We start from the raw sequence: 24,418 nt of genomic DNA, 5'->3' as shown, positions 1-24,418 counted from the left end.
AAACTATATAAATAATGACTAATTAAACCGGGAATATTTTATTTTTGTCCACAAAATTAATGGCTTACTACTTAAACAAAAAGTTTACTCTATGGCAATTAAGATAACAGACGAATGTATTAATTGTGGTGCCTGCGAACCCGAATGCCCTAATAATGCTATTTATGAAGGCGGCGTGGAATGGGCCATAGCGGATGGCACTACCGTAAAAGGTACTTATTCCCTGATGGATGGCTCTACGATCGATGCTGACCAGCGCAACGCGCCTATCAGCGTTGACACTTACTATATCGTTCCCAACAAATGCACCGAATGCCAGGGATTCCACGAGGAGCCGCAGTGTGCAGCCGTTTGCCCGGTTGATTGCTGCGTACCGGACGAAATGTACCAGGAAACAGTAGACGAGTTGCTCGGCAAAAAAGCCAAACTCCACATCTAATTAATATATTCTACAGGAAGCTTATGAACCGTTCCGGCCACCATACCGGAGCGGTTTTTTATACCGGCAACGCCGGTTGACAATTGACAAATAACCTTTAACTTTACCCGCTTATTACGAAAATATCTTATGAAGAAGAATATAGCTTTGGTGGCCGGCGGATATTCCGGAGAATATGTAATATCCGTGCAAAGTGCCGTTACGATTGAGAAAAATCTCGATAGCAGCAAATACGATGTTTACAAGATCATCGTCACAAAAGAAGGATGGCACTACACTGCTGCTGATGGCCAGGTGTATTCGATCGATAAGAATGATTTCTCCCTGCTGGTGGCGGGCAAGAAGATCACTTTTGATGCGGTATTCATCGGCATCCACGGCACGCCCGGTGAAGATGGCCGCCTGCAGGGCTATTTCGAGATGCTCGGCATCCCCTTCACCAGCTGTGGCATGGTCACCTCCGCGCTCACCTTCAACAAGAGCTATTGCAACAAGGTAGTGGCAGCGTTCAACATCGTGAACGTATCCAAATCTGTACATATCTTCCGTCATCTGCCCTACAATACCACTGATATATTACAACAACTGCGTTTACCCGTATTCGTTAAGCCCGCAGAAGGCGGCAGCAGCATCGGCATGTCAAAGGTGAAAACCGCCGAAGAGCTGCAACCCGCTATCGACAAGGCTTTCAAAGAAGACTCACAGGTACTCATCGAAGAATTTATCAAAGGCCGCGAGCTCACCATTGGCGTGTACCGCACGGGCAGCCAGCTACAGGTATTGCCGATCACCGAAGTGGTGAGCAGTAAAGAGTTTTTCGATTACGAGGCGAAATATACGCCAGGCGTTTCCAACGAGATTACGCCGGCGCCGGTATCTGCCGATATTACGAAGCTCGTGCAGGATACCGCTTCTGCCCTGTACGACAAACTCAATTGCCGAGGTATTGTACGCATCGATTTTATTTATGAAGAAGCCAGCGGTAAACTGTTTTTCCTGGAAGCCAACACCATGCCCGGACAATCAGAAAACAGCCTGGTGCCACAACAGGTGAGGGCCGCAGGTAAAACCTTGCAGGCGTTCTACGGCGAGCTGTTGGAGGAATGCATGAAATAATAATAATTCGTAATTTCCACCATAATTTTATTCACTCTATAACTGAACAATGTTTGATTTCATCACCAAACGCTCATTCGGATTTAACCTGTTGGCAGTAATCGCTTTTTTCTTTGTGCTGGCCTTGCTGTTCTTTTCTATGTTGGGCGTGATCACCAAGCACGGGCAAACGCTGACGGTGCCTGATGTTCATGGCAAGAATGTAAAAGAGGCCATTGCCACGCTTGAAAAGATGGGTTTTGAAGCGGATGTAAGAGATTCTATCTATATAGACAGTATCCCGCCGCTGGCCGTATGGGTACAAACGCCCGAAAAAGGCGCGCAGGTGAAAGTGGGAAGGACCATCTATCTGACCATTAACAAGGTAGTGGCGCCGATGGTAAAGATGCCCGACCTCGAGGGGCTTACTTTCCGCAGCGCTGAAATGATGCTGAAAAGCATGCGCCTCAACGTAGGCGATACCATCTATAAGCCGGATTTCGCTACCAACACGGTATTGCAACAGATACTCAATGGCAAGAAAGTGAAGCCGGGCACCCTGGTGCCGGAAGGCAGCAACGTTACACTGGTGTTGAGCAGCGGTACTGGCAGCATTGAAAACCCGGTGCCTAATTTTGTAGGACTTACCTACATGGAGGCCCGTGAAGCGCTCAGTGCGAGCAGTCTCAATGCCGGCACAGTGATCATCGATCCAAGTGTAAAAGATACGGCCAATGCCTATGTGATCAAGCAGCAGCCTGCACGTAAGAACGATATTGGTGAGTTCAACCTCGTGAGGGCCGGCGAAAGCGTGGACCTGTGGCTGTCGGCCACCAAACCGGTAAAAGACAGCACCGGCGCTGCCGCGCAGCCCGAGCAGCAATAGCCGGAATTGGTGTAAATTACAATGATAATCAGCAACACAAATTTTATTAACATGGAAAATATTACCGCGCAAGAACTGAAAGAGCGCCTGGATAAAGGAGAGACCCTCCATATTGTAGATGTAAGGGAACCGCATGAGCGTGCGGAATTCAATATCGGCGGTGTATTGGTACCACTGGGCCAGGTGCAGGCCATGCAGATCGACGAGATTGAAGCGTGGAAAGATGATGAGGTGATCGTTTACTGCCGCAGTGGTAACCGCAGCGGACAGGCCTGCATGCTCCTCGAAACCATGGGCTTCACCAACGTGAAGAACCTGGCTGGCGGCATGCTCAAATGGCGCGAACTGTATTAAATATTTAGGGATTTAGGGATTTATTGATTTACGGATTTATGGATTGGGGTTTTGTGCCCGGTGTTTTGTTGTTTAATCATAAATGTAGATCGGCCCATAGGGGCCGAAGCTCGGTAGGCCCGGGTGTAAACCCGGGTAAAAAAATGCCGGGCCATCAACAACAAAAACAAACAACAAAACACCGGGCCACAAAACCCCAATCAAAAAATCCGTAAATCAATAAATCCCTAAATTTTTATGATAGCGGTAGCTTCTATTTCAACGAGGTAGCGTGGATCGATTAGTTTGCTCACTTCCACCATAGAGGTGACGGGTTTGATGCTTCTGAAAAATTCGCCATGGGCGCGGCCATATTCTTCCCAGCGGGAGATGTCGGTGACGAACATGCGGGTGCGCACCACATCGTGGAGAGTAGCGCCGGCGCGTACCAGCGCAGCTTCTATCTTGGCCAGTGCAAATTTCGTTTGTTCATAGGCGTTACCTTCTGCCACTACTTTATCATTATCTACCGCTACTGTGCCGGCAATTTCAATGATATTACCCACACGCACGGCACGGGAATAGCCTACCTTGTCTTCCCAGGTAGCGCCGGAGCCATAGTTTGTTCGTGTCATAAGATGCGAAATTAGGAGGTGAGGTGAGCACCAAAATTACTAAAACTTTGTTACTCGGCAGCGCGGGTATTGTCTGGCGCGGTGGTGCGGAACTTCACCACCCGGCCTAGCAGGTCGAACCAGAAAGGGGCGCCCAAAGACATGGCCATGGCGGTCATGAACCAGCCGCCCAGCACCAGCCAGCCATTTTGTTGCAATGGATGCACCAGTCCGTAAGGGTGCTGCGGACTGAACTCCCTATGGATGCCCAGCACATTGCGGGCATCGCCGGCATCGTGGCGCAGCATGGCATATACGCCAATAAGCGAGGTATCGGCCACGAATACACGCAGCGAGGTATCGGCGCGGCGGAAGGCGCTGTCCTTATCTTTAAAATACATATTTTTTCGTGCAAGCGTGTCCGTTATACCCGCAAAGGCAGGCGCCTGGCTGCTTGCCAGCTGTACCATCTCCTGGCGTACCGTCTTGTCTTTCATCAATATCCTCGCAATAGCGATCGTATCTACATTAAAAATACCTGCCATGAACATCCCTATCACCAGCAGCCAGGTTTGTGTATGCTTACGGTACCAGCCGGTAGCGCGGGCCATGGTTTCGTTGAACCAGGCTTCCAGGTATATGCGGAATTGTTTCACATCATGACCGGCATCTTCGAAAAGGTTGCGCAGGTGCGAAAGCGTGTCTGGCGCGATGTGCAGCGGATTGTCTGCCAGACTGGCGGCAATGATGGCGGCATCATTTTCCTGTGGCGCTGCGCTGCCCCTTAACAGGTGCACCACCGTCTGCGAAAATACTTGCGGACTGATATAAGCCGGCCTTGCTGCCGCGCTGTTCTCTCCGAGGTAGCGGATAGAAGGGGAAGCATAAAATTTCTTCAGCAGGGGCGCATTGCGGAAGGGGGAGAAAAAATGCACCACGCTCCATCCCAGCTCATAAAAAAAGTTGAAGAAAGTGAACTTGCCGAAAAAGCCGAGATCATCGCGATGGTCATCATCTTCCAGCATGCGCCGCAAGCCTTTGGTGAGGATCCGCGCCCGCAGGTTGAATGCCCGCGCGATCATCTCTTGCAGAATAGACGCGAATAAACTGTATAATAGATAGATGAAGATCAGCCCCAGGGCAACATCGATAGCCAGGTTACTAAACATAAGGATAGTAGTTAAGTTGACACATACTAGTAAATGTAGATATTATTACGAAGATAACCAGTGGCTGCGCAATGTATCTGCTTTACTCAAACTCAAAGAAGCAACAACTGCCGCCCACCCAGGTATCAGTACTATTAAAGCCTACGCCAATCATCTTGCCTTTGCTGAGGCGGGAAAGGTTGTGTACCAATACCGGCCTTGCGGCGCCATCGGGCCAGGCGTACATCATCCTGATCTCACAGATGGCAGGCCCGCCGGGCGTTTCAATGGCAGGGGCATATTTTACTTTGTGTTGCAGTATCCAGTTTTCCGGATCTTTCACCTGGTCGATATCTTCCTGCTTCACATCTATAATTACGCCTTGTCCGGCAAATGAGAACAATGGTTTGAGCACATAATTTTCGAGGTCGGCGGGTATCACCGGTAACTCGTGAAGGAACCAGCTTTTCGGTGCATACTCGCTGTGGATGAGCGGCATCATGAATTTGCTGATGCGGTAAAACCAGTTGGGATGCGTGATCCATTCTACATCCAGTTCCTGGAAAAGGTTGATATGATCTCCTAAAGTATCTGCCTGTTTTTGAAGGTCATCGAAGATGATCCTGTTGTAAATGCGGCGCACAGGCGTTTTCACGCCGTCGCGCATATAGAAAAGCTGCTTGCCTTCCTGTATCAATTCGGTCAGACAAACGGTGCGTATGCCGATATATTTTTCCGTGCAATAGAAATCGATCTTCGTCTTTTGCTCTTCCGGCTTCACTTCCAGCAGTATCACCTCTTCGGGAGCAGCGTTGCCTACGATCATATCGTGGAGCAGCTGATAATAGCTTTGCTGGTCGAGGTTATTGAAGAAGTTATTGAGATGAGAAGGGATGTCAAAATGTATTTGATACTGTCGTGCCATTACTTCCTGGAAGGCGAACATGGTCGGAAAGCCCTGTAGTTCGATGAGTTGGGGCACGAGCGTACCATCATCTGTTTTGCAAACTGCAAAATCGATCACGATAAAATGTGGGTGATCATTTTCCTGCGGTACTTTCAATGCCGGCGGAATGGCTTCCTGGGTAAGGGTTTTGAAATCGGGCCGCAGGATCACATTCACGATCTCTTCGCAGGCTTGTACCAGTTTGGTGGTGAGGCTGGCGGGTACGAACACGGGCGTTTCCGCTACCCTGAAGGCAGGCGCCACGCCTGCATCTGCGGCCATGCCTTGCAGGAACTGCTGGTAGCGATGATCGGTGAATTGCTCGTTATAGGCTGTTCTGACGGTTCGGATCATAGTGTAAACATTAAAAGAACGAATTTTCGGCATCGTTGTGCGCCACTACCTGCACGCTCCGTTCGATGGCGGCGAGACGGTCAGACAGCGCGCCATAGATGGCATAGTCCAGGAATGCCGTCACAAAGCGGTCGTGCGTAAGCATGATCTTGTCGGGATCGGTCAGCTGCTCGATCATGCTGTTATATTTCTCGATGCCGTGGTTGTCTACCACCTGCTTTTTCTTTTCTTCCTGTAGCAAGTACATGTGCATACCGGCGGCATCGGCTTCCGGATGGAACTGTGTGCCGATAAAATGTTCATTGAAACGAATGGCCATGGTAGCGCGTTCCAGCGGTACGTGCGGCCGTTCTTTTTCCAATGCCAGTACTTTAGCGCCCATGGCTTGTAACTTATCGTCGTTCAGTTCGATCACTTGCCAGTTGCGGCTATCGACGATATAGAAGGGATCGGGCAGTGCGCCGAATATTTTCTCCTGTAGGCCGGCCGCGGTTTTGTGTACCGGGAAAACCCCGAAGGCAGGGGATTTGCGCTTGCATACCTTTCCGAGTCCGTAATATCTGCACATGATCTGGTAAGAGTGGCAGATGAAAAGCATGGGCTTCTTTTGTGCTTCGCTACGGTTCCATTGCAGGAGATCTTCTACCAGTTTGAAATAGGCTTTTTCCCAGTCGCTGCCTTCACTGTCTACCGGGCTGCCGGGGCCGCCGGTAGAGAGGTAGATATCATAAGAGGTGTCGGGAACCTGTTGTTGCAGGCGTACTTCAAATTCATCGAAATGCAGCTGGAGGCGGTGCATATCGGCATACTTCGTCAAAATCTCGCGGATACAGCGCATGCCTTCGTTCGGCACACCTTCGTACATATCCAGCACGGCTATTTTAATAGAACGCATACTGCAAAATTACGCGAAGTTTCTGGCAAAGGAGCGGGAACCTAACATCCTGCGAGGAATTGTTGCTGGATATAGTCTGTAACGGCCACCAGGTCGTGGGTTGTATCGTAACAGCGGAGCTGCTTATCCGCGCCGGTACCGTTTTCCAGGATGTGAACGGTGGCGTTAATGATATCGCGGCTGCCCAGGTCATCCACTACATCATCCACAAAATCGAGGAGTTCGAAGATGAGGGAGCGGGCGTTCACTTCCATCTCCTTACCAAAATCAATGAGGTTGCCATCGATGCCATAGCGGGAGGCGCGCCATTTGTTTTCATTGATGAGCGCGCGGTTATAGATGATGAAGTTGAGATTTTGCATGCGCAGCTTGTATATCTTGGCGCATACGGCCTGGAACAGGCCTGCTAGCGTAATGGTATCGTCTACCGTCAGCGGCACATCGCAGATGCGGAATTCTACCGTGTTGAAGAAAGGATGTACACGCAGGTCCCACCATACTTTTTTGGCATTGTCGATACAATTGGTTTTCACCAGCAGTTTAATATAGTTATCGTATTCTTCTATGCTGCTGAAAAAATCGGGGATGCCGGTGCGGGGGAATTTGTCGAACACCTTGGTACGAAAGGATTTGAAGCCGGTGTTGCGCCCTTCCCAGAAAGGGGAGTTGGTGCTGAGCGCAAAGATATGCGGCAGGAAATAACGTACGGAATTAGCGATGTGCAGGGCCATTTCGCGGTTTTCCATGCCTACATGCACGTGCATACCGAAGATAAGGTTCGACCTTGCGGCATCCTGCATTTCATTGACGATCTCGAAATATCGCGGGTGGTCGGTGATGAGTTGTTTTTCCCATTTGCTAAAGGGATGCGTGCCAGAGGCGCCAACGCTGAAACCCAGCTCGCCGGCGATCTGGTGGATGGTGCGGCGCAGCAGGCCTACATCTTCGCGGGCTTCATGTATGTTAGCGCACACGCGGGTGCCTACTTCCACTACTGCCTGGTGAAATTCGGCTTTCACCTGGTCGCGGATCACTTTGTGGGCCTGCTCCACGATCTTTTGCTCATGTGATCTGAGTTCCCGCGTTGCAGGATCTATGACCATATATTCTTCTTCTATGCCCAGCGTGAACGCGTTGTACATGGTATTGCTGTTAGTTTTTTATGGATACAAATGTAGCCCGGTAAAACGGTTTCATTTTTCTTTTTGTTGTTTTTTGGCGGTATTTTTTTGGGGAGAGACGGGTTTGATAAATTTTCCCCAGGTGAGATTATCTGCACCTGGCGCCTGTGCTTTGGCGCGCTTGATGGCGTACTGGGCGCTGGTTTCCACTACCCATTCAAAATGCTCTTCTCCAATGGAATGAAGGTCGGCATCGGGTGCAGGATTGCAGAAGTCGATGGCATAGGGCACTCCTCCGCGCACCGCTATTTCTACTGTATTGAAATCATAGCCCAGGTATTGGTTGAGGGTGATCACGGCCTGTGATATTTCTTTCAACAAGGACTTGCTGCTTTTAAAATCGGCGTTGTAACGCTGCTGGTGCGGGTTTCGCGGGTCATAAGGCATGATGCGCACATGTTTGCCGCCAATGCAGTAGCAGCGGTAGTATTGCGTGAAGTTGATCTCTTCCTGTAATAACATCACCAGTTGCCCGGTTTCTTTATGTTTTTGGAAAAATTCTTCCCGGTCTTCCAGTCTGTACACATCTCTCCATCCACCGCCATCATATGGTTTCATATAGGCGGGAAAGCCCACGTAGTCGAAGATAGTGTTCCAGTCGAACGGATATACAAGATTGCGGAAAGAGTTATCGGTGGTGTTGTTGGGTAGCTTGTTGGACGGCAGCAATACGGTGCGGGGCACATGTACGCCTGTTTGCTGGGCGAGTGCGTTGTTGAAAAATTTATCGTCGGCGCTCCACCAGAAAGGGTTGTTAATGACGGCGGCGCCGCTGATGGCGGCATTTTTCAGGTAGGCGCGGTAGAAGGGAGCATCCTGGGAGATACGGTCGATGATGACCGCATAGCCGCTATCGGCGCCCTGTATCACTTTATCTATCGATACAAATTCCGCGAAGATCCCCGGTGGATTGATCTTGTTCACACGGTCTACAAATGCCTGGGGGAAAGTGTTTTCCTGTCCGAAAAGGATGCCGATCTTTTTCATGTGCTTTATTGTATGAGTGACAGATAATGCGGCAGCATCTCGCGCCATACGGGCCAGTCGTGTACGGCGCCCTGGCGGATATCGAGCCAGTGGCTGATTTTTTTGGCGGTCAGCATGCGCGACAGCATTTCATTCTGTGGTCGGGTAACGTCTTCGCTGGCTACGCCGAGTATGATGCCCATGCGCCAGAGGTCTGCCTCGTTATTGCCGGAGATAAAATCTGCCGGGTTATTGAAATAGATGTTATCGTCGTAATAGCCGTCTACCCTTGGTTTGATATCGAACACGCCGCTGAGGCTGAACAGGTAGGATACACGTTCCGGGTGCCGGAAGGCAAAGTTGGCTGCATGGTACCCGCCGAAACTGCACCCGGCCGCAGCGATGCGCTGGTAGCCGGTTTCGGCGTTGATGCGCGGCAATATCTCTTCCATCAGCAGGCGGTCATAACAGGTATGGTTATACGCTCTTTGCGCCGGCGGGATATTTTTATTGTACCAGCTGAGTGCATCGATGCTGTCGGGACAGTAAACTTTCACATGGCCTTCGTCAATGAACCAGCGGATGGCTTCGATCAGGCCGAAGTCCTTGCTTTCAAAATACCTTCCCATGGACGTAGGGAACAGCAGCAGGGGATAGCCACTGTGGCCAAACACCAGCATCTCAAATTCCCGGTCCAGACTGGGGGAATGCCATTTGTAGAAGTTTTCAGTCATTAAATAAATTTACGGATTTATTTATTTAGATATTTTGGGATTTGATGGGAGGATTAAAATGCATAAATTCATAGATTGAAAGTCTGCCAATAATAAAATACCCAGATAATTAAATATTCAAATCCCCAAAAGATGGGTTTCGTTTATTCGAAGAAGTTAGGACGGGAAGTGCAGGTAGATATTTACCTGCCGGAATTACCGCCAGAAACATTATTGCTGGTCAACGACGGGCAGGACCTGCCGTTGCTGGATATCCCGACCTTGCTGAAGGCTACGCCGGTGATGGTGGCCGGCATACATGCCGGCAGTGCCAGGAGGCAGGAATATGGCGTAGCCGGCATCCCCGATTTTCAGGGCGATGGTAGTCTGGCCGCCGAATATACCGCATTCATATTGGAAGAGCTGCTGCCATGGCTGTATCAGCAGCATCCTGCTGTAGCGGGCCTCCCGCGTGGCTTTGCCGGCTTTTCGCTCGGTGGGCTGTCGGCCCTGGATATCGTATGGCGGCATCCGGATATCTTTACTTTTGCGGGCGTATGCTCCGGCGCGCTCTGGTGGCGCGACAAGCCTCTCGACGCCCATTACAGCGACCTGACCGACCGCATCATGCACCGTGTGATCCGTAAGGGACACTTTCATCCCGGCATGCAGTTTTTCTTTGAATGTGGAACCGATGACGAAACCGCCGATCGTAACAACAATGGCGTTATCGACAGCATCGATGATACCTTGGACCTGATTGAAGAATTGCAGATGCACGGTTACCAGCTGCAACAAGATATACATTACCTGGAAATACAAGGCGGGCGGCATCATCCGGATACCTGGAAACTGGCTGTGGAAGCGATGTTGCGGCTGCCGTTTTTTTCAGAGAGAAAATAAAAAGTTCCCTGGGGAATACCGGCACTCCTATAAGGACACGGAGTGCCGGCAAAATATCCACTATCTTGTTACAATCAGTTTGTTGGTATAATGCCTGTTTCCCGCTACCAGCGTATAAAAGTAGGTACCGCTGCTCAGTTGATCAGTATAAAAGACCGTGTTGTGTGTACCTGCCGGAAGGCTTTTATCTATCAGCATTTTTATCTGACGTCCATTCAAATCACTTACATACAATAACACTTTCTCTTCTTTATCCAGTTCAAAAGAAATCGTTGTCTGATTTTTTACGGGGTTGGGGCTGTTCCATAGTTTTCTTTCCTGGGCCTCTTTCGTTCTATAATCCATTGGTTCTACCGGGCGGTATGAATCTTTCGCATTCGCCAGCATAGCTAATACTTGCGGATTATACCTGGAACGATCTCCACAGAAAGCGGCGATCTGTGAAGCATTCTGTGCAGGAGGAATACCGGTAGGACATCCGGCAGGAAAAGTTGGACTATCCTGACCTGCTATACCAGGAACCGGCATAGGGAATATAATCTGGGATGCCTGGTAATAATAAGTATTAGGGTACTCGTAAGGTGGAATATCGAATGAATTGCCATCTTTTCTGTTGGTAGGTTGCAAGGTAAAGGTCAGGTTACCCGGATCTGCTGCCGAACGCGCCTGGTCTGTTTTATAAGTGCCTATGAACAGAATGTCCTGTGTATTGGGGCCTGCATCTTGTCTGCGGAAAATGGCTTTCACTTTCAGGTATATATCTGTTGGCATGATCAGCCTGCCATTGATATTGTTACTCATGACCACCGCAATGCTGGTATTATTAATACAGTTTAGGGAAACAAACGGTGTTCTGTAGCGTATGTCATTCTCATATTCATACCCCATATTGTTTAATTGCCCATTCAGCGAGGTATAGGGAGCAACATTACCAAAGGTAGCGGGTGTGTTCCAGTGTTCATGATACATAGTATCATAGACTACCAGGGCAACTTTTAGATCTATCAGATCTACTTTTGCGGCGGGGTTAAGCACATATTTGATCGGTGCGCTCACTTTGTAAACACGGATTTTATCATCAAGCGTACCGATCGAACCATTAATGTAAGGTGTGTTACCATCACATTTATAGGGGTCGTCGGGAGTGGGTGCACAGTTTGGATCGTATGAAGGATTCGGGGCTGTATAACCGATGGAAGTAGTATATATTCGTTGATATTGTAAAAATTCCACTTTAGGGGTTTCCATCAGGGTAAATACTCCAAGGGGGTTATCATAGGTAGGTATAGCAGTGATGGTACCGGTGTTATTGGCGCCTGGTGTACAAATGGTACGATAGCCTCTTACGGTGGACAATTCCAGTTTACCATCGGCTGTACCATTGATAACGTGCTGAAGGTTGGCTTCAAAAGCCATCGGCGCAGATCGTGCAGCATTCTTACCTCCACCAATAAAGAAGTCGAGTACACCTGCCACGGCGCCCACATAAGGAATGGCTTTAGCAATGTTTAATATGCCCGACAATTCCTGCGTTATTTTCTGTGACTGACCCGGATTAGCGGTCACTATCGCATCTTTTACACCATTTATTGCTGTGCTGAAGCCCTGCCAGCTTTTGTATCCTTCTGTACCTGATTTTACAACACCATTTACCCAATCCAGCACTGAATTACTTTCCAATGATGATTGTACGCCTGCAGGAGCTGCTTTGATCACTTCTTTGATAGACCCTGTGGAAGCACCTTTGAGCTTGATGGAAAGCGAGGCATTGGTGGTTTCAATTAACTGAACGGTGAAAGTAATTTTAGAATTATATACACAGGTACATGGATCATATGCCACGGGAAAATCAGCAAACAACCAATAATCATATTCGTTGGAATATTTATTGGGCATGCGGAGCATGCTGCCCTTTACGAATTTATCTACAGAGCTGGTAATTGGATTGGCAAATGCCAGTAAGGCGCTTTCATTGCCCCCGGGGCCACTTTCAAACATCAGGCTTATAGTTGCTCCATTGTTGTTTCCGGCCAGGGGATCTATCACCATAAAGAAAGCCCTTATGGTCCCTGTGTACCGGTTATACAGGGCGAAGAAAGGATTGGTGACCGCTGTTGCAGGTAAGTTCACATTATTACCGAAATCTTTTACCAACAGCTCCCATCCGTCTTCCGGCAATAACTCTTTTACTACTGGTGATTGCAGAAAAATAAGATTAGGGTTCTGCAAAGTGGAAGTGGGGGCGTAGAATGGAGAAGCGATGGTGGTGTAGCTTCGGTTCTTTATATACACGTTATCATAAAACGCAGTGCTCCAATTCCAGGTATTGCTGGTTCCCGGGCCATCCCATTTGGTTGTAACGGTCCTGATCGGACAATTTTGTGCCGATACAACAGCGGATAGGGCGCCATAAACAAGTAGGAAAAATAATAGTAGAGGTTTTCGCATGGTAATATAGGTTAAGGTTATAAAAACAGTACAGTTATAAAAGATGACAGGGTATTCAATCACTAAATTATTAGATGATACTGCGAAAATATCGCTGTACTGTATTCATAGCCGCACAAGATATCTTCAATAGAAAAGGCGCCGCAGATCTGCGGCGCCTTTTCTATTGAAGATATCTTGTGCGGCTATTAGAAGCTGTAACGCAGGCCTAATTGACCTCTCCAGCGAGCAGTGAAGTTGTTGATGTAGTAAGGCTTTTCATCACCGAAACCATTAATCTCTCTTCTTCTGTCATATTGGAAAACAGGGTTGCCGGCGGCATCCAGTTTTCTGAATGTGAGCGGAGTGGAGGCATTGTTGGCGATGAAGTAAGTTCTGCCCCAGTCTTTGTTCAGGAGGTTACCTACGTTCAGCACATCAAATGTGATCTCGAGTTTGTGTTGTTTGAAGATTGGCAGTACTTGTGCCACTTTGAAATCGAAGATGTTTTCAAACGGCGTACGTACGGCATTTTTCTTCGCGTTCTCGCCACGGTGTTTGCTCAGGTAGCCATCATTGGTGATCAGGCGCTCGAGGTCAGCACGTTGCTGATCCTGAGAACGGGTGTAGATCACATTACCTTTAGAATCCTTCTGGCTGATAGGATCGAAGGTCATAGTGGCTACTTCTGTTGCTTTCGGGATGTAGATCAGGTCGTTGTTACCGTTGGAACCGAGGTCGTCGCCGGTAGGATCAACTGTGTTGAAGTATACCCATGAATAAGGAATGCCGGACTGACCGTTGTAGAACAAGGTAACAGTTGTACGGAATTTATTTTCCTTACCATATTTGAATGTTTTTGAAACCACCGCCAGTACACGGCTGCCCATGCTGTAGTTGGAGCGGGCCAGTTCCAGATTATTCAGACCATTAATATTGGGGCCGAAGCGCCAGTTAGAACCTGCAGTAGAAGAAGTACCGTCGTTAATGGCATATGAATCACCGTAAGAATAACCTACTTTAAAGAACAGGCCATTGCTGGTTGTTTTGGTCAACTCGGCAGATACGTTATAAGTATAACCTTCGTTGGTATTTTTCAGCAGGAGGATCTGATCGCCCCAGTTGGTAGTTTTCTTTTTCCAGGTAGGTCTTTTGATACCGCCACCCAGTGCTACGCTATCGCCGGTAGGAATAATGTTCAGGTTTTCCCAGATAGCGTTGTTCAGCGTTTTGGTGAAGTTACCTTCAATGGTACCTGTCATACCCCAAGGCAGTTGTCTTTCAACAGCCAGGTTGGTTTTGAACATCTGAGGGAATTTGAAATCCTTGTCAGACAGGTTGATGTTGGACGGTCTGGAGCCCACATTGGCGCCCATTGCAGCCAGGTTAGCAGCAGAGTATTGACCGTAGAACGGACTGTTGCCATCGTAGTTGAAACGGAAGGCAGCAGGTAAACCGGCGCCGCTCAGGTTCACGTTCGTATATACGTTACCGGTATTGCCGTACTGGTTGGAGATCCATACGAATGGCACACGGCCGGTGAAGATACCAGCACCACCACGGATGATAGTTTTACCATCGTTAGTCACATCCCAGTTGAAGCCTACGCGCGGAGCGATGAGCGGGCGGGATTTCGGAATGGTAGTGGTAGAGTAGCCAGCGAATGCAGGGTCTTTAGAGAACGCCACGTTATCAGGAGGTGTGGTCGGGAAGATCGGAATGTCTACTCTCACACCATAAGTCAGGGTGAAGTTTCTTCTGATGTTCCATTCATCCTGTGCGTAGAAGCCGATCTGCGCAGCTTTGAAACCAATACCATCTCTCATAGTAGAGTCGGCAGTGGTATAGTTGATCTGATATTGTCTTGGTTTCAGGTTGTTGATGAAACCGGCGATAGAATCGTAAACATAAGAACCGAAAGCACCCTGGATGAAGGTATTTTTGATCTTGTAGATCTCAGCGTTTGCACCAACAGTGATGGTGTGTTTGCCTTTGTACATGGTGAGGTTATCGGTGATGGTCCAGATGCTCTGATCCAGCGCGTTGGCAGTAGAAGAGAATTCACTACCCAGGTTGATAGTACGGCCGTTATCATTGATGGTAACGGTCGGGAAAGGTTGGCCAATGTAACTTCTTCTGTCTTTTACATTATTATAACCTACCCTCAGTTCGTTGCTCAGCTTATTGGAGAAGTTGGAGTTCAACTCGATTACGCTGGAGTTACTTTTTGAAGGGAAAGTATAATAATCATTGAAGAAAGCGGCGGAGCTGGAACCTCTGCTATAAATGAGATCACTGGCATTCAGGTAGTTGTGGCGAATGGTCAGTTTGTGCACTGCGTTGATGTTCCAGTCGATACGGCCAAACAATGTGGTAGCGGTTTTGTCGCGTTGCTGGTCGGTATAGCCGCCCAGGTCAACGTTGTATTTGGTTTTCACGAAATTGTAGATGCTTTTCAGCTCGTCTACAGTAACGTTGGAACCGCCGGCAGCAGGGTTGAAGTCGATCGGATTATTCCTTACACTTCTTTCTGCGTTTACAAAAAAGAACAGTTTGTTTTTGATGATCGGACCGCCCAGTGAAGCACCGAATACTTTACTGGTAAAGTCGCCATACTTCTGACGGGTGGAATCCGGAGCTTTACCTACCAGGCCCTGGGTCTGGTAATAAAGGTAAGCTGCGCCGTGGAAGTTATTGGTACCACTCTTGGTGATAGCATTGATACCGCCGCCGGTGAAGCCGCTCTGTTTTACGTCATAAGGGTTTAATACGATTTGTAACTGGTCGATTGTTTCAATAGAGATGGGGTTGGCGCCAGCCTGGCCACCGTTAGTACCGGAGGCAGACAAGCCGAATACGTCGTTGGTAACAGCACCATCCACAGCGAATTGGTTGTACTTGTTACTCTGACCGCCGAAAGAGATCCCCATTGGCGAACCGTCTTTACCATTGGTAGAAACAGCAGCCTGAGGGCTCAGTCTTACGAAATCCTGTACGCTCCTGTTTACAGTCGGCAACACATCGAGCTGCGCGCGGGAAACGTTCATGGCAGTACCGCCATTGCCTTGTGCGATCGCTTTGGAGGCAGTGATGTTCACTTCTTTCAGTGATTGGGCGCCTTCATTCAGCTTTATGCTGAGTTTCAGCGGTGTACCCAGTTTCAGATACAGCTCGTTCAAAGTTTCAGTGCTGTAGCTGATAAAGGAAATTTCTACCTTGTACGGGCCGCCAACACGCATGTTGGGGATGGTAAACTCACCACTTTCGCGGGTAGTAGTACCATATACAGTACCGGTAGGAGTGTGGGTTGCCTTAACGGTGGCGCCGATCAGGGCCTGGCCCTTTGCGTCTGTAACAACGCCAGTCATGCTACTTGTCGTTACCTGAGCATAGGTAAAAAGGACTGTGAGTAATAAAGAAAATGTAAGAAGTAATTTTCTAAATCCCATGATTAGAGAAGTTTGATTCATGGCGCAAAGATGATAAATAATCGTGGTTAAAATTTAACTCCGAATTAACAAATTGTTAAGCCCTCTGTGGATAACTTGGCCCCTTTTCGATTGTTTGAAAGCCCTATATCTGAAGGGTATATTCGCAGGATATTTTCACAGTTATTTATCAAAAAATTATAAACTATCAAATGGAAGTTAATGTTAATGCGTAAAAGCGCCAGACCGCTTAAACTTTTCTTGATCTCCATTGTATAAGCGCCGCCGCAGGGCTTTCCGGCGCCCTCGTTTTTTCACAGGTTTAAGTCGTAACTTTGCGCCATTCTATATTAATTGACCAGAGGATAATTTATATGTTAGATACAATAGAAGCAGCAATAGAAGATATAAAAAATGGTAAGCTGGTAATTGTGGTGGATGATGAAGACCGTGAGAACGAGGGGGATTTTGTAACTGCCGCCCGCAACGTAACACCCGAGATCATCAACTTTATGAGCATGCATGGCCGCGGCCTGATCTGCGCACCGCTGGTAGAAGAGCGTTGCGAAGAGCTGGGACTGGACCTCATGGTTCGTGATAATACCGCCCTGCACCAGACCCCCTTCACCGTATCCGTGGACCTGCTCGGACATGGCTGCACCACGGGCATCTCCGCACACGACAGGGCCAAAACCGTTCAGGCGCTCATCGATCCGGCCACCAAACCGGAAGAACTGGGTAAACCCGGCCACATCTTCCCGCTGAAAGCCAAAACAGGCGGCGTTCTTCGCCGATCCGGCCACACCGAAGCCACCATCGACCTCGCCCGCCTCGCCGGATTTGAGCCAGCAGGCGTACTCGTAGAAATCATGAATGAAGACGGCTCCATGGCCCGGCTCCCGCAACTCCGCGAGATCGCCACCAAATTCGGGCTGAAACTTATCTCCATCAAAGACCTCATCACCTATCAACTCGAAAAGGAAACGCTGATAGAAGAAGGCGTAAGGGTACAGATGCCCACCAAATACGGCAACTTTGAACTCATCGCATTCAAACAACTCAACTCCAACGATATCCACATGGCGCTGAAGAAAGGCGACTGGGAACCGGGCGAGCCAGTACTCGTAAGGGTACACTCCTCCTGCGTTACCGGCGACATCCTCCATTCCCTGCGCTGCGACTGTGGCGAACAACTGCATGCCGCCATGCAGATGGTGGAAAAAGAAGGGAAAGGACTCATATTATATATGAACCAGGAAGGCCGCGGCATTGGCCTCATGAATAAACTGAAAGCCTACAAACTTCAGGAAGAAGGCCGCGACACCGTAGAAGCCAACCTGGAACTGGGTTTCAAAATGGATGAACGCGATTATGGCGTTGGCGCCCAGATACTCCGCCACCTCAACATCTCCAAACTTCGCCTCATCACCAACAACCCGCGCAAACGCGCAGGCCTCGCCGGCTACGGACTGGAAGTAGTGGAAAACGTTCCCATCGAAATACATCCCAACCCGCATAACGAAAACTATCTCAGAACCAAGCGCGATAAGCTCGGACATGAGATACTGAAAGGATAATTTTTGCCTTCGGCAATTACGAATTACGAATTAATAATTACGGCCCACCGTGTATGTATACGCTGTGGGCCGTAATTATTAATTCGTAATCCGTAATTATTTATTTTGTGTGCTATCTTGCCGGGCTGCCCTCAGCGAATCGAGGAGGGGCGTGCGTTTGCGGCGGGCAAATAATTCAGAGAAGCGGTTGTACTCCCTTACATAGGAAATACCCAGACCTGATTTCGTACGGTTGTTAAGGTTATAGATATCATAGTCTGATTTACTGAAGGCATTGATACGGAAACGGCCATCCGGCGTAAGCAGGTATTCCAGGCGGAAGTCGCCCGCGAAACGGTTGCTGCTGGCCGCCGTAGCGGTTTTGCCCCAGTCGTAGTCGCCGCCGGCATACAAACGGAAACGGTTATTAAATAAAGTACTGGTAACACCGGCGCTCACCTGGTTACGATCTACTGATGAATTATCGACCCCGCCCACATTGTACGCGCGGTAGTTGACGTTGATACCGATGCCACTGCCTTTGAGCAGGGCGCCGGTGATATTGTTGAGGATAGCAGAAGCCTGTGCAGAGAGAGCCTGGCCCACGCTATTCTTACCAGTGATGCCCACATTGGCGCCACCGCCGGCATCATCCGGCAGGAACTGGTTGGCGATCAGCAGCCCGTAGATCTGCAACAGCGCCTTGTTCTGGTCGTTGTTGATCTCTTTCAGTTTAGCGGCTACACCACTCTCGTAAGACATGGTGCCCACATCGGGCAACTCGATAGAGTAAGTAATGTCCGGCTTCATGAGCGCGCCGCGCAGTGAGATGAGCACATCCACTTTCTCCTGGCGGGTAGCCAGCTTGTCGTTGGTAGCCAGCGTGGCGGCCTGCCCCAGCAGGTTGTAGAGGCTCACCTTCGGCAGGGAGTACTTGGCCGTGATATTCATCTTGGCCTCGCGGGGATCGCCATTCCAGCTGATGCTGCTGTTTTTCTCGATATCAAATTTCCAGCTGGTAACACGCTGGAACGTGAAGTTGTAGGAACCATTGTTGATCTCATAGTTGCCATACATATTGAAATCGCCTTCGGTGTTAGCGATGATCTGCAGGTTGCCGGTGCCATTGGCAGAGATCACGTCGCCCGTAGTGGCGTCGAGGATCACATCGATCTGTGCGTCAGGATTAGCGGCGATGTCCAGCTTCACGGTGAGTTTGGTATTGTCTTTCTTCTTCTTCGTCTCTTTTATCTCTTTACCATAAGTCTTGAAAGTGATGTAATCATATTTACCGATATCCTTGCTGTCGGATATGGGCAGATAAAAATGCGTGCCCTGGAGGGGACGCGCCAGCACATGCAATTGCAGGTCGTTCAGCGGTCCGGAGAAATATACTTTTCCATCGGCGATCACATCTCCATAAAACAAATCGTTGTCAGTAGCGGAGGTATTGAGGAAGAGGAAATGGCGCCCGGTTACATCAAAATCGAAGTTCAGCTTGTCGAAGTGATCATGGCTGATATACCCGCTGGCCGTGCCTCTGGTGTTATACTTGTCGATGAGGGTGAAGCTGCCGAACTCGATGAGGTTATCATCCACATTCACATTCAGTTTGGGAATGCGGTACCTCGTACCGAGATAGTTGACCGTGACGGCCACCGTATCCAGTTGCAGCGCCCCTTTGAAGGAGGGCTGGTCGGTAGTGCCGCTCACATTGATCTTACCGCTTACGCTGCCGCTCAGGTCTGAAACATAACCCACCAGGTATTTATTGAGCAGACTGATAGACATGCCGCCGAGATCCACGGTAGCGTCGAGACCTTTATCCGCGGAAGATAGCCCCACGCGGCCCTGCGCGAGGAAGCTCCTGCCTTCATTATCGGATTTCACGGCGAAGGTGGCCACCCCGGTTGCCTGATGATAGGAGCCATCGATCGACAGCACACCGATAGAATCATTGTCGATGCGCAGCTGACGGGTGCGCAGCGCTGTATTGATATCAAGGTTCTGCGTAGGATCGGAGATGTTGATAGTACCATCGGTCACCCCTTCGATGCGGGTCGTGATGAGCTGCGAGGGGATGACATCTGCGAGGCTCAGGTTTTTGAGCGTAACGATAAACTTGGATTCATCGGGATTGAATTCATTGGTTTCAACGGTTACGCTCTGATCATTGCGGGTGATGCGCAGGTTCTTGACAGTCAGGAAATGTTTGCTCCAATATATTTCATTACCCGGCGCAACGTTCCACTGGCGCTCGTTGACGGTGAAGGCACTGTTCAGGAAATTGATCTTGAGGCCTTCGGGCACCGTCACCACGCGGGCATAGAAACCATCCAGCGAGGTAGTATCGAGCGATTGCAGATCCAGTTTGATGAAGGAGGTATCATGGCTGGAACTGGCTATCAGCAAGGTATTTTGCAGTACCTGGTTGTTGCCGTTGAACACTTTCCCGAGGTTGGTACTGAGATTGATCTTGTTGAAATTACCTTCGCCACGTACCTGTAAGTCCTGCACCCGGTAACCGAGATAGGCTGCTTCGGGTACGTTCACATTCAGGGACAGTGCGCCGGTATTGGTATTGAGCGCGCCTTCCACCTTGGTTTGGTCGAAGCCGGAAAGCTTGGTGGTAAAGCCTTTCAGCAGTTTGGCCACCTGGCCGAACTGGAATGCGAAGCTGAAATCTTCGTGGATATTCCTGTCGTTCGGCGCTTTAAAGAAGCTGGGATAATATTTATTCAGCAGCAGCTGGAAAGCATTGGGCAGTTCGAGGAAGCTGTAGGTCCCTTTCACATAGCCGGACACCTCGCTGCCGGCGAGTTCCAGTATCTTCATATTGTCCTGCACGTGCGTGGAGATGGCGAGGGAGTCGAACTCCAGGCGTTTTTTGTCTTTGAAAACAGACACTTCGTACATGCGTGCGCTGCCATCGAAGTTATCGATGTTGTTACCGGCGAAATTGAGGTCCAGCTTGGCTTGCAGCGTAACGGAATCTTCGGTGATATGTAATGCTTTCAAGTCGCTTTTGCGGATCTCGGAATTGAACTTGAATACCGGCAATGCCTGGTTGAAGTCGATCGTACCGGCGAAGTCCATATCGAGGTTGGGATCATTGGCGGTGAGGGAGCCATTGAAGAATTTGCGGCTCATTTCCCCTTTGGTTTTGATGTTCTGATAGTTGTAGCCGTAGAGGGAGATGTTTTTTACATCCGCATCCACGCTGGATTTGAGCGTTTTGAAGTTGAAGCCTTCGCCATTGATTTTTGCATCAAGACTTACTTCGCCGATGTTGCTGTTATCCAGCAGGGCGCCGAGGTCGAAATTGCTGGTAGTAAGACTACCGGAATATACCGGGATATCGCGGTTGGTTTTGAAGTTGATATCGGAATTGACTTTCCCGAGGTTGGTCTGGAACTGGCCATAGGCCACGAAGTCGTTCACAAAGCCGGTATAGCTTCCTGCGAAGCGGATAGACGAGAGGCGGTCGATGCGGACGGTCTTCACCTCTTTTACGATGGGCATGATTTGCATTACGTCGTTGCCGGTGGTCACGAGTTCTTCGGCGCGGAAGTCGATGAATGTTTCGTAGATGTCCGGCAGGCCGCGCATTTCAAGGGTACCTTTGAGGTGTGTGGTGTTACCGGCATCGAGGTCGATATCGGATGCTTTCAGGTTGCTGACAGGGCCGCGGGCTTTTCCGTTGAGTTTGATCTCCTTTTTCCAGGAGGAGAGCGGTGGCGCGAAGAAGGCGATATCATCAGACGAGAGTTTGCAGTCCTTGAAGCGGGCTTGCATGAATACGCTGTTGATATAGTCGTTCATATCATTGATATCGGCATACTGCATAGTGTAGTAGTCGCCGATATGACTGCGGTTGGTTTCGAGGTCGAGGTGGTTGAACTCCATTTCCACCGGCGACATTTTAAAGCGGCAGTTGAGTTTTTTCACTTCAAAGCCGCAGCGTTCTTTGGTGGTGAGGCTGAGATCGCCGATCACGCTGTCTTTCACCAGGCTGGTATTGGTAAGGGCGAGGTTGATGCTGCCAAACCGGATATGATTGGGCGCGAAGTAGCCGTTTGTTATTTTCGTAGAGTCGTCGGGGTTATCCACGCCAAGGAGGCCGTCCCTGATATAGAGTTCTTTGATGATCAGTTTCCAGTTATCGTTGTTCCATCGCAGGGCCGGTACTTTGGAGGTATCGGCTACGAGGGGGGCTGCTTCGGGATGGACGCGTTTTTTGCGCAGGGGAGAGGAGGCATAGCTGCTGATGATGAAGCTGGGCTTGTCGAGCAGCAGTTCCTGTATATCGATATTATGTTTTTGCAGGTCGAGGTTTTTGGCGTCGAGATAGATACGTTTGGCGGTGGCCCGCATATCTTCTCCCACCCAGGCATCTACCTGGTTGATCTTGATGTTGTGCAGATCAATTTTTTTGAGATCGAGGGAGATGCCTTTTGACGGCGTATGGCTGGTATCGGGGTGAGCGGGGGCGAAGGCATCGGAGATGAAGGCATAGTTCCAGACGGAATCGTTGCGATGGCGGATCAGGTTCAGCTGTGCATCGTCGAGACCAATGAATTTGATCACGGGCTTGTCCTGGAAAAAGAACCAGTCGGTAATGCGCAGCCGGAGGCGGCCCGCGTACAGGAGCGTGTCTTTATGCTGATCTTCGATCAGCGCCCCTTCCAGGTCCATGCTATTGAACAGCCGCAGGTTCACATGTTGTATCTCTACACGTGTATTCAGTTGTTCCGACAGGCGGGCGGTGGCCACATGCACAAGATAGTTCTGTACAGCCGGGATGTTTACCAGTATCCCGATCAAAATGATGAGGCCCAACAAACACAATAAAACTACTGATAATATTTTCCGTACTTTTCTCAGGCGCTAAATTTTATCTCGCAAAAATAATCAATTACGAATTACGAATTAAGAATTACGGATTTGTGGGGAGATCACATGATCTCCCCACAAATCCGTAATTCTTAATTCGTAATTCGTAATTCGTAATTGTTTGTTCTATTTTTATAGCAAAAAGGTGATATGCTTACCAGAATCTTTATTGCGGTGATGACCATCCTGATGGCAGGGCGGCTGAATGCCGCTGCTGTAGCGCGTTATGAAGGTGATTCCCTCTTACAAAAGAATAAATATATGTTAGTGATCCATGGAGGCGCGGGTACTATCCTGAAATCGCAGATGACGCCGGAGCGTGAAAAGGCTTATCGTGCAGGGCTGATGCAGGCCTTGCAGGCGGGTTATGATATCCTCAGGAAAGGCGGCAGCAGCCTGGATGCTGTGGAGGCGGCCGTGCGGGTCATGGAAGATAATCCCCTGTTCAATGCCGGCAAGGGCGCTGTATTTACCAATGAAGGCAAGAATGAAATGGATGCCGCCATCATGAATGGCAAAACCCTGCAAGCGGGAGCCGTAGCCAGCGTTACCACTATCCGCAATCCCATCAGCGCTGCCCGCGCTGTGATGGAAAAATCGCAGCATGTGATGATGATCGGCGCAGGCGCAGAAAAGTTCGCGAAGCAGGCCGGCCTTGAGATCGTAGACCCTTCCTATTTTTATACGGAAGATCGCTGGAAAGGCCTGCAGCGGGTGAAAGCACAAGACTCCAGCCAGGTGCAGCTCGATCATGATTCCACTGTTCATAAACCCAATGCATTGCTGGGCATCGAAAACAAGGATCACAAGTTTGGCACCGTAGGTGCGGTAGCGTTAGACCGTGCCGGTAACCTGGCCGCCGCTACATCTACCGGCGGCATGACCAACAAAAAATTCGGAAGGGTGGGTGATTCACCGATCATCGGCGCCGGTACTTATGCCAATAATAATACCTGCGCCATTTCCTGCACCGGTTGGGGAGAATATTTTATCCGCCTTGTGGTAGCTAAAACAACCAGTGATCTGATGGAGTATAAAGGATGGAGCATTCAACAGGCTGCCGATGAGCTGATCATGCAACAAGTGCCGAAACTCGGTGGCGACGGTGGTTTGATCGCCATTGATAAAGATGGTAACATAGCAATGCCTTTTAATACCGCTGGTATGTATCGCGGGAGCGTGAGCGCGGATGGTAAAATGGAGGTGCGTATTTATAAAGAAGACTAGAAAAGTATTGATCCATTATTGGTGAGGAGACAATATTTGCATACTCCTCACCAATAACGGTAAAAAAAATGGAACGTTTGTCAATAATCTGTCAGAAAGTAATCCAGTATTATATAATCGCTGATTTTAACTTTACCTTACATGAGCATTTAAATAACTGTCGCAACGAATTAGGTGTATGATCTAGCCGTAGAAAAAAGAACATTGAAAAAATTCGAGTTGTTACTTTAATCCTTGTATTGTTAGTCGCGGGCCTGTGCAGTTAGCTTCTCAATTAAAGTATTTATTATCTCAACCAAAGTTTGAATTGCTAAATCAATTCTTCTCACATCAATGCCAGTACCTTTTTTGTCCAATGATCTTTTCCGTATAAGAACCAAGCTAAATCGATTTTTTACTAAAATGAAAAGGAGG

The 24,418-nt window shown here is 49.1% G+C and carries 17 protein-coding genes; 7 read left to right on the top strand and 10 right to left on the bottom strand.

Features of this window, described 5'->3' with window-relative positions; all coding sequences use genetic code 11:
* The first annotated feature begins 91 nt into the window (after nucleotides 1-91).
* From FPG75_RS21935 to FPG75_RS21920, 4 genes are all read left to right on the top strand, one after another.
* Nucleotides 92-439 carry a 4Fe-4S dicluster domain-containing protein gene (locus tag FPG75_RS21935; protein WP_143309981.1) on the top strand — a complete coding sequence of 116 codons (348 nt, stop codon included), beginning with the start codon at nucleotides 92-94 and terminating at the stop codon, nucleotides 437-439.
* Nucleotides 440-568: 129 nt separating this feature from the next.
* On the top strand, nucleotides 569-1,555 hold the full coding sequence (locus FPG75_RS21930; protein WP_143309979.1) for a D-alanine--D-alanine ligase: 987 nt from the start codon (nucleotides 569-571) through the stop codon (nucleotides 1,553-1,555).
* Nucleotides 1,556-1,604: 49 nt separating this feature from the next.
* Nucleotides 1,605-2,420: a PASTA domain-containing protein gene (locus tag FPG75_RS21925; protein ID WP_143309977.1), complete on the top strand. Its 816-nt coding sequence runs from the start codon at nucleotides 1,605-1,607 to the stop codon at nucleotides 2,418-2,420.
* Between the two features lie 51 nt (nucleotides 2,421-2,471).
* The gene (locus FPG75_RS21920; RefSeq protein WP_143309975.1) at nucleotides 2,472-2,774 is read left to right on the top strand and encodes a rhodanese-like domain-containing protein; all 303 of its coding nucleotides are present in this window, start codon (nucleotides 2,472-2,474) and stop codon (nucleotides 2,772-2,774) included.
* A gap of 227 nt (nucleotides 2,775-3,001) precedes the next feature.
* Here FPG75_RS21920 and FPG75_RS21915 read toward each other — a convergent pair whose 3' ends face one another.
* From FPG75_RS21915 to FPG75_RS21885, 7 genes are all read right to left on the bottom strand, one after another.
* On the bottom strand, nucleotides 3,002-3,388 hold the full coding sequence (locus tag FPG75_RS21915) for a RidA family protein (protein ID WP_143309973.1): 387 nt from the start codon (nucleotides 3,386-3,388) through the stop codon (nucleotides 3,002-3,004).
* Between the two features lie 50 nt (nucleotides 3,389-3,438).
* Complete coding sequence (locus FPG75_RS21910; RefSeq protein ID WP_143309971.1) at nucleotides 3,439-4,536, bottom strand: hypothetical protein; 1,098 nt, start codon at nucleotides 4,534-4,536, stop codon at nucleotides 3,439-3,441.
* An 82-nt stretch (nucleotides 4,537-4,618) separates the two neighbouring features.
* Nucleotides 4,619-5,815, bottom strand: a complete 1,197-nt coding sequence (locus FPG75_RS21905; RefSeq protein WP_143309969.1) for a hypothetical protein — start codon at nucleotides 5,813-5,815, stop codon at nucleotides 4,619-4,621.
* 10 nt (nucleotides 5,816-5,825) lie between these two features.
* Nucleotides 5,826-6,710 (bottom strand): type 1 glutamine amidotransferase, encoded by an 885-nt coding sequence (locus tag FPG75_RS21900; RefSeq protein WP_143309967.1) that lies wholly within the window; start codon nucleotides 6,708-6,710, stop codon nucleotides 5,826-5,828.
* 41 nt (nucleotides 6,711-6,751) lie between these two features.
* Nucleotides 6,752-7,852 (bottom strand): carboxylate-amine ligase, encoded by a 1,101-nt coding sequence (locus tag FPG75_RS21895; protein ID WP_143309965.1) that lies wholly within the window; start codon nucleotides 7,850-7,852, stop codon nucleotides 6,752-6,754.
* A 51-nt stretch (nucleotides 7,853-7,903) separates the two neighbouring features.
* The gene (locus FPG75_RS21890) at nucleotides 7,904-8,878 is read right to left on the bottom strand and encodes an ATP-grasp domain-containing protein (protein WP_143309963.1); all 975 of its coding nucleotides are present in this window, start codon (nucleotides 8,876-8,878) and stop codon (nucleotides 7,904-7,906) included.
* A 5-nt stretch (nucleotides 8,879-8,883) separates the two neighbouring features.
* On the bottom strand, nucleotides 8,884-9,591 hold the full coding sequence (locus FPG75_RS21885; protein ID WP_143309961.1) for an esterase family protein: 708 nt from the start codon (nucleotides 9,589-9,591) through the stop codon (nucleotides 8,884-8,886).
* 132 nt (nucleotides 9,592-9,723) lie between these two features.
* Here FPG75_RS21885 and FPG75_RS21880 point away from each other — a divergent pair, with 132 nt between their 5' ends.
* Nucleotides 9,724-10,473, top strand: coding sequence for an alpha/beta hydrolase (locus tag FPG75_RS21880; RefSeq protein WP_143309959.1), 750 nt, complete (start codon nucleotides 9,724-9,726; stop codon nucleotides 10,471-10,473).
* 60 nt (nucleotides 10,474-10,533) lie between these two features.
* Here FPG75_RS21880 and FPG75_RS21875 read toward each other — a convergent pair whose 3' ends face one another.
* Both FPG75_RS21875 and FPG75_RS21870 read right to left on the bottom strand, forming a co-directional pair.
* Nucleotides 10,534-12,921 (bottom strand): T9SS type A sorting domain-containing protein, encoded by a 2,388-nt coding sequence (locus FPG75_RS21875; RefSeq protein WP_143309957.1) that lies wholly within the window; start codon nucleotides 12,919-12,921, stop codon nucleotides 10,534-10,536.
* Nucleotides 12,922-13,109: 188 nt separating this feature from the next.
* Nucleotides 13,110-16,268, bottom strand: a complete 3,159-nt coding sequence (locus FPG75_RS21870; RefSeq protein WP_161596880.1) for a TonB-dependent receptor — start codon at nucleotides 16,266-16,268, stop codon at nucleotides 13,110-13,112.
* A 434-nt stretch (nucleotides 16,269-16,702) separates the two neighbouring features.
* On the opposite strand from FPG75_RS21870, the gene FPG75_RS21865 reads away from it, so the two are divergent.
* Nucleotides 16,703-17,905 carry a bifunctional 3,4-dihydroxy-2-butanone-4-phosphate synthase/GTP cyclohydrolase II gene (locus FPG75_RS21865; RefSeq protein WP_143309952.1) on the top strand — a complete coding sequence of 401 codons (1,203 nt, stop codon included), beginning with the start codon at nucleotides 16,703-16,705 and terminating at the stop codon, nucleotides 17,903-17,905.
* A gap of 96 nt (nucleotides 17,906-18,001) precedes the next feature.
* On the opposite strand, the gene FPG75_RS21860 is transcribed toward FPG75_RS21865, so the two are convergent.
* Nucleotides 18,002-22,723, bottom strand: a complete 4,722-nt coding sequence (locus FPG75_RS21860; RefSeq protein ID WP_143309950.1) for a translocation/assembly module TamB domain-containing protein — start codon at nucleotides 22,721-22,723, stop codon at nucleotides 18,002-18,004.
* 204 nt (nucleotides 22,724-22,927) lie between these two features.
* Here FPG75_RS21860 and FPG75_RS21855 point away from each other — a divergent pair, with 204 nt between their 5' ends.
* Entirely contained in the window at nucleotides 22,928-24,004 is a 1,077-nt protein-coding gene (locus tag FPG75_RS21855; RefSeq protein ID WP_143309948.1) for an isoaspartyl peptidase/L-asparaginase family protein, read from the top strand.
* Nucleotides 24,005-24,418: the final 414 nt, after the last annotated feature.

Origin of the sequence: Chitinophaga vietnamensis (assembly GCF_902167635.1) — a bacterium.
GTDB classification, from domain to species: domain Bacteria; phylum Bacteroidota; class Bacteroidia; order Chitinophagales; family Chitinophagaceae; genus Chitinophaga; species Chitinophaga vietnamensis.
The sequence above is the reverse complement of the archived record's forward strand: the minus strand, read 5'-3'. Positions and strand labels throughout refer to the sequence as shown.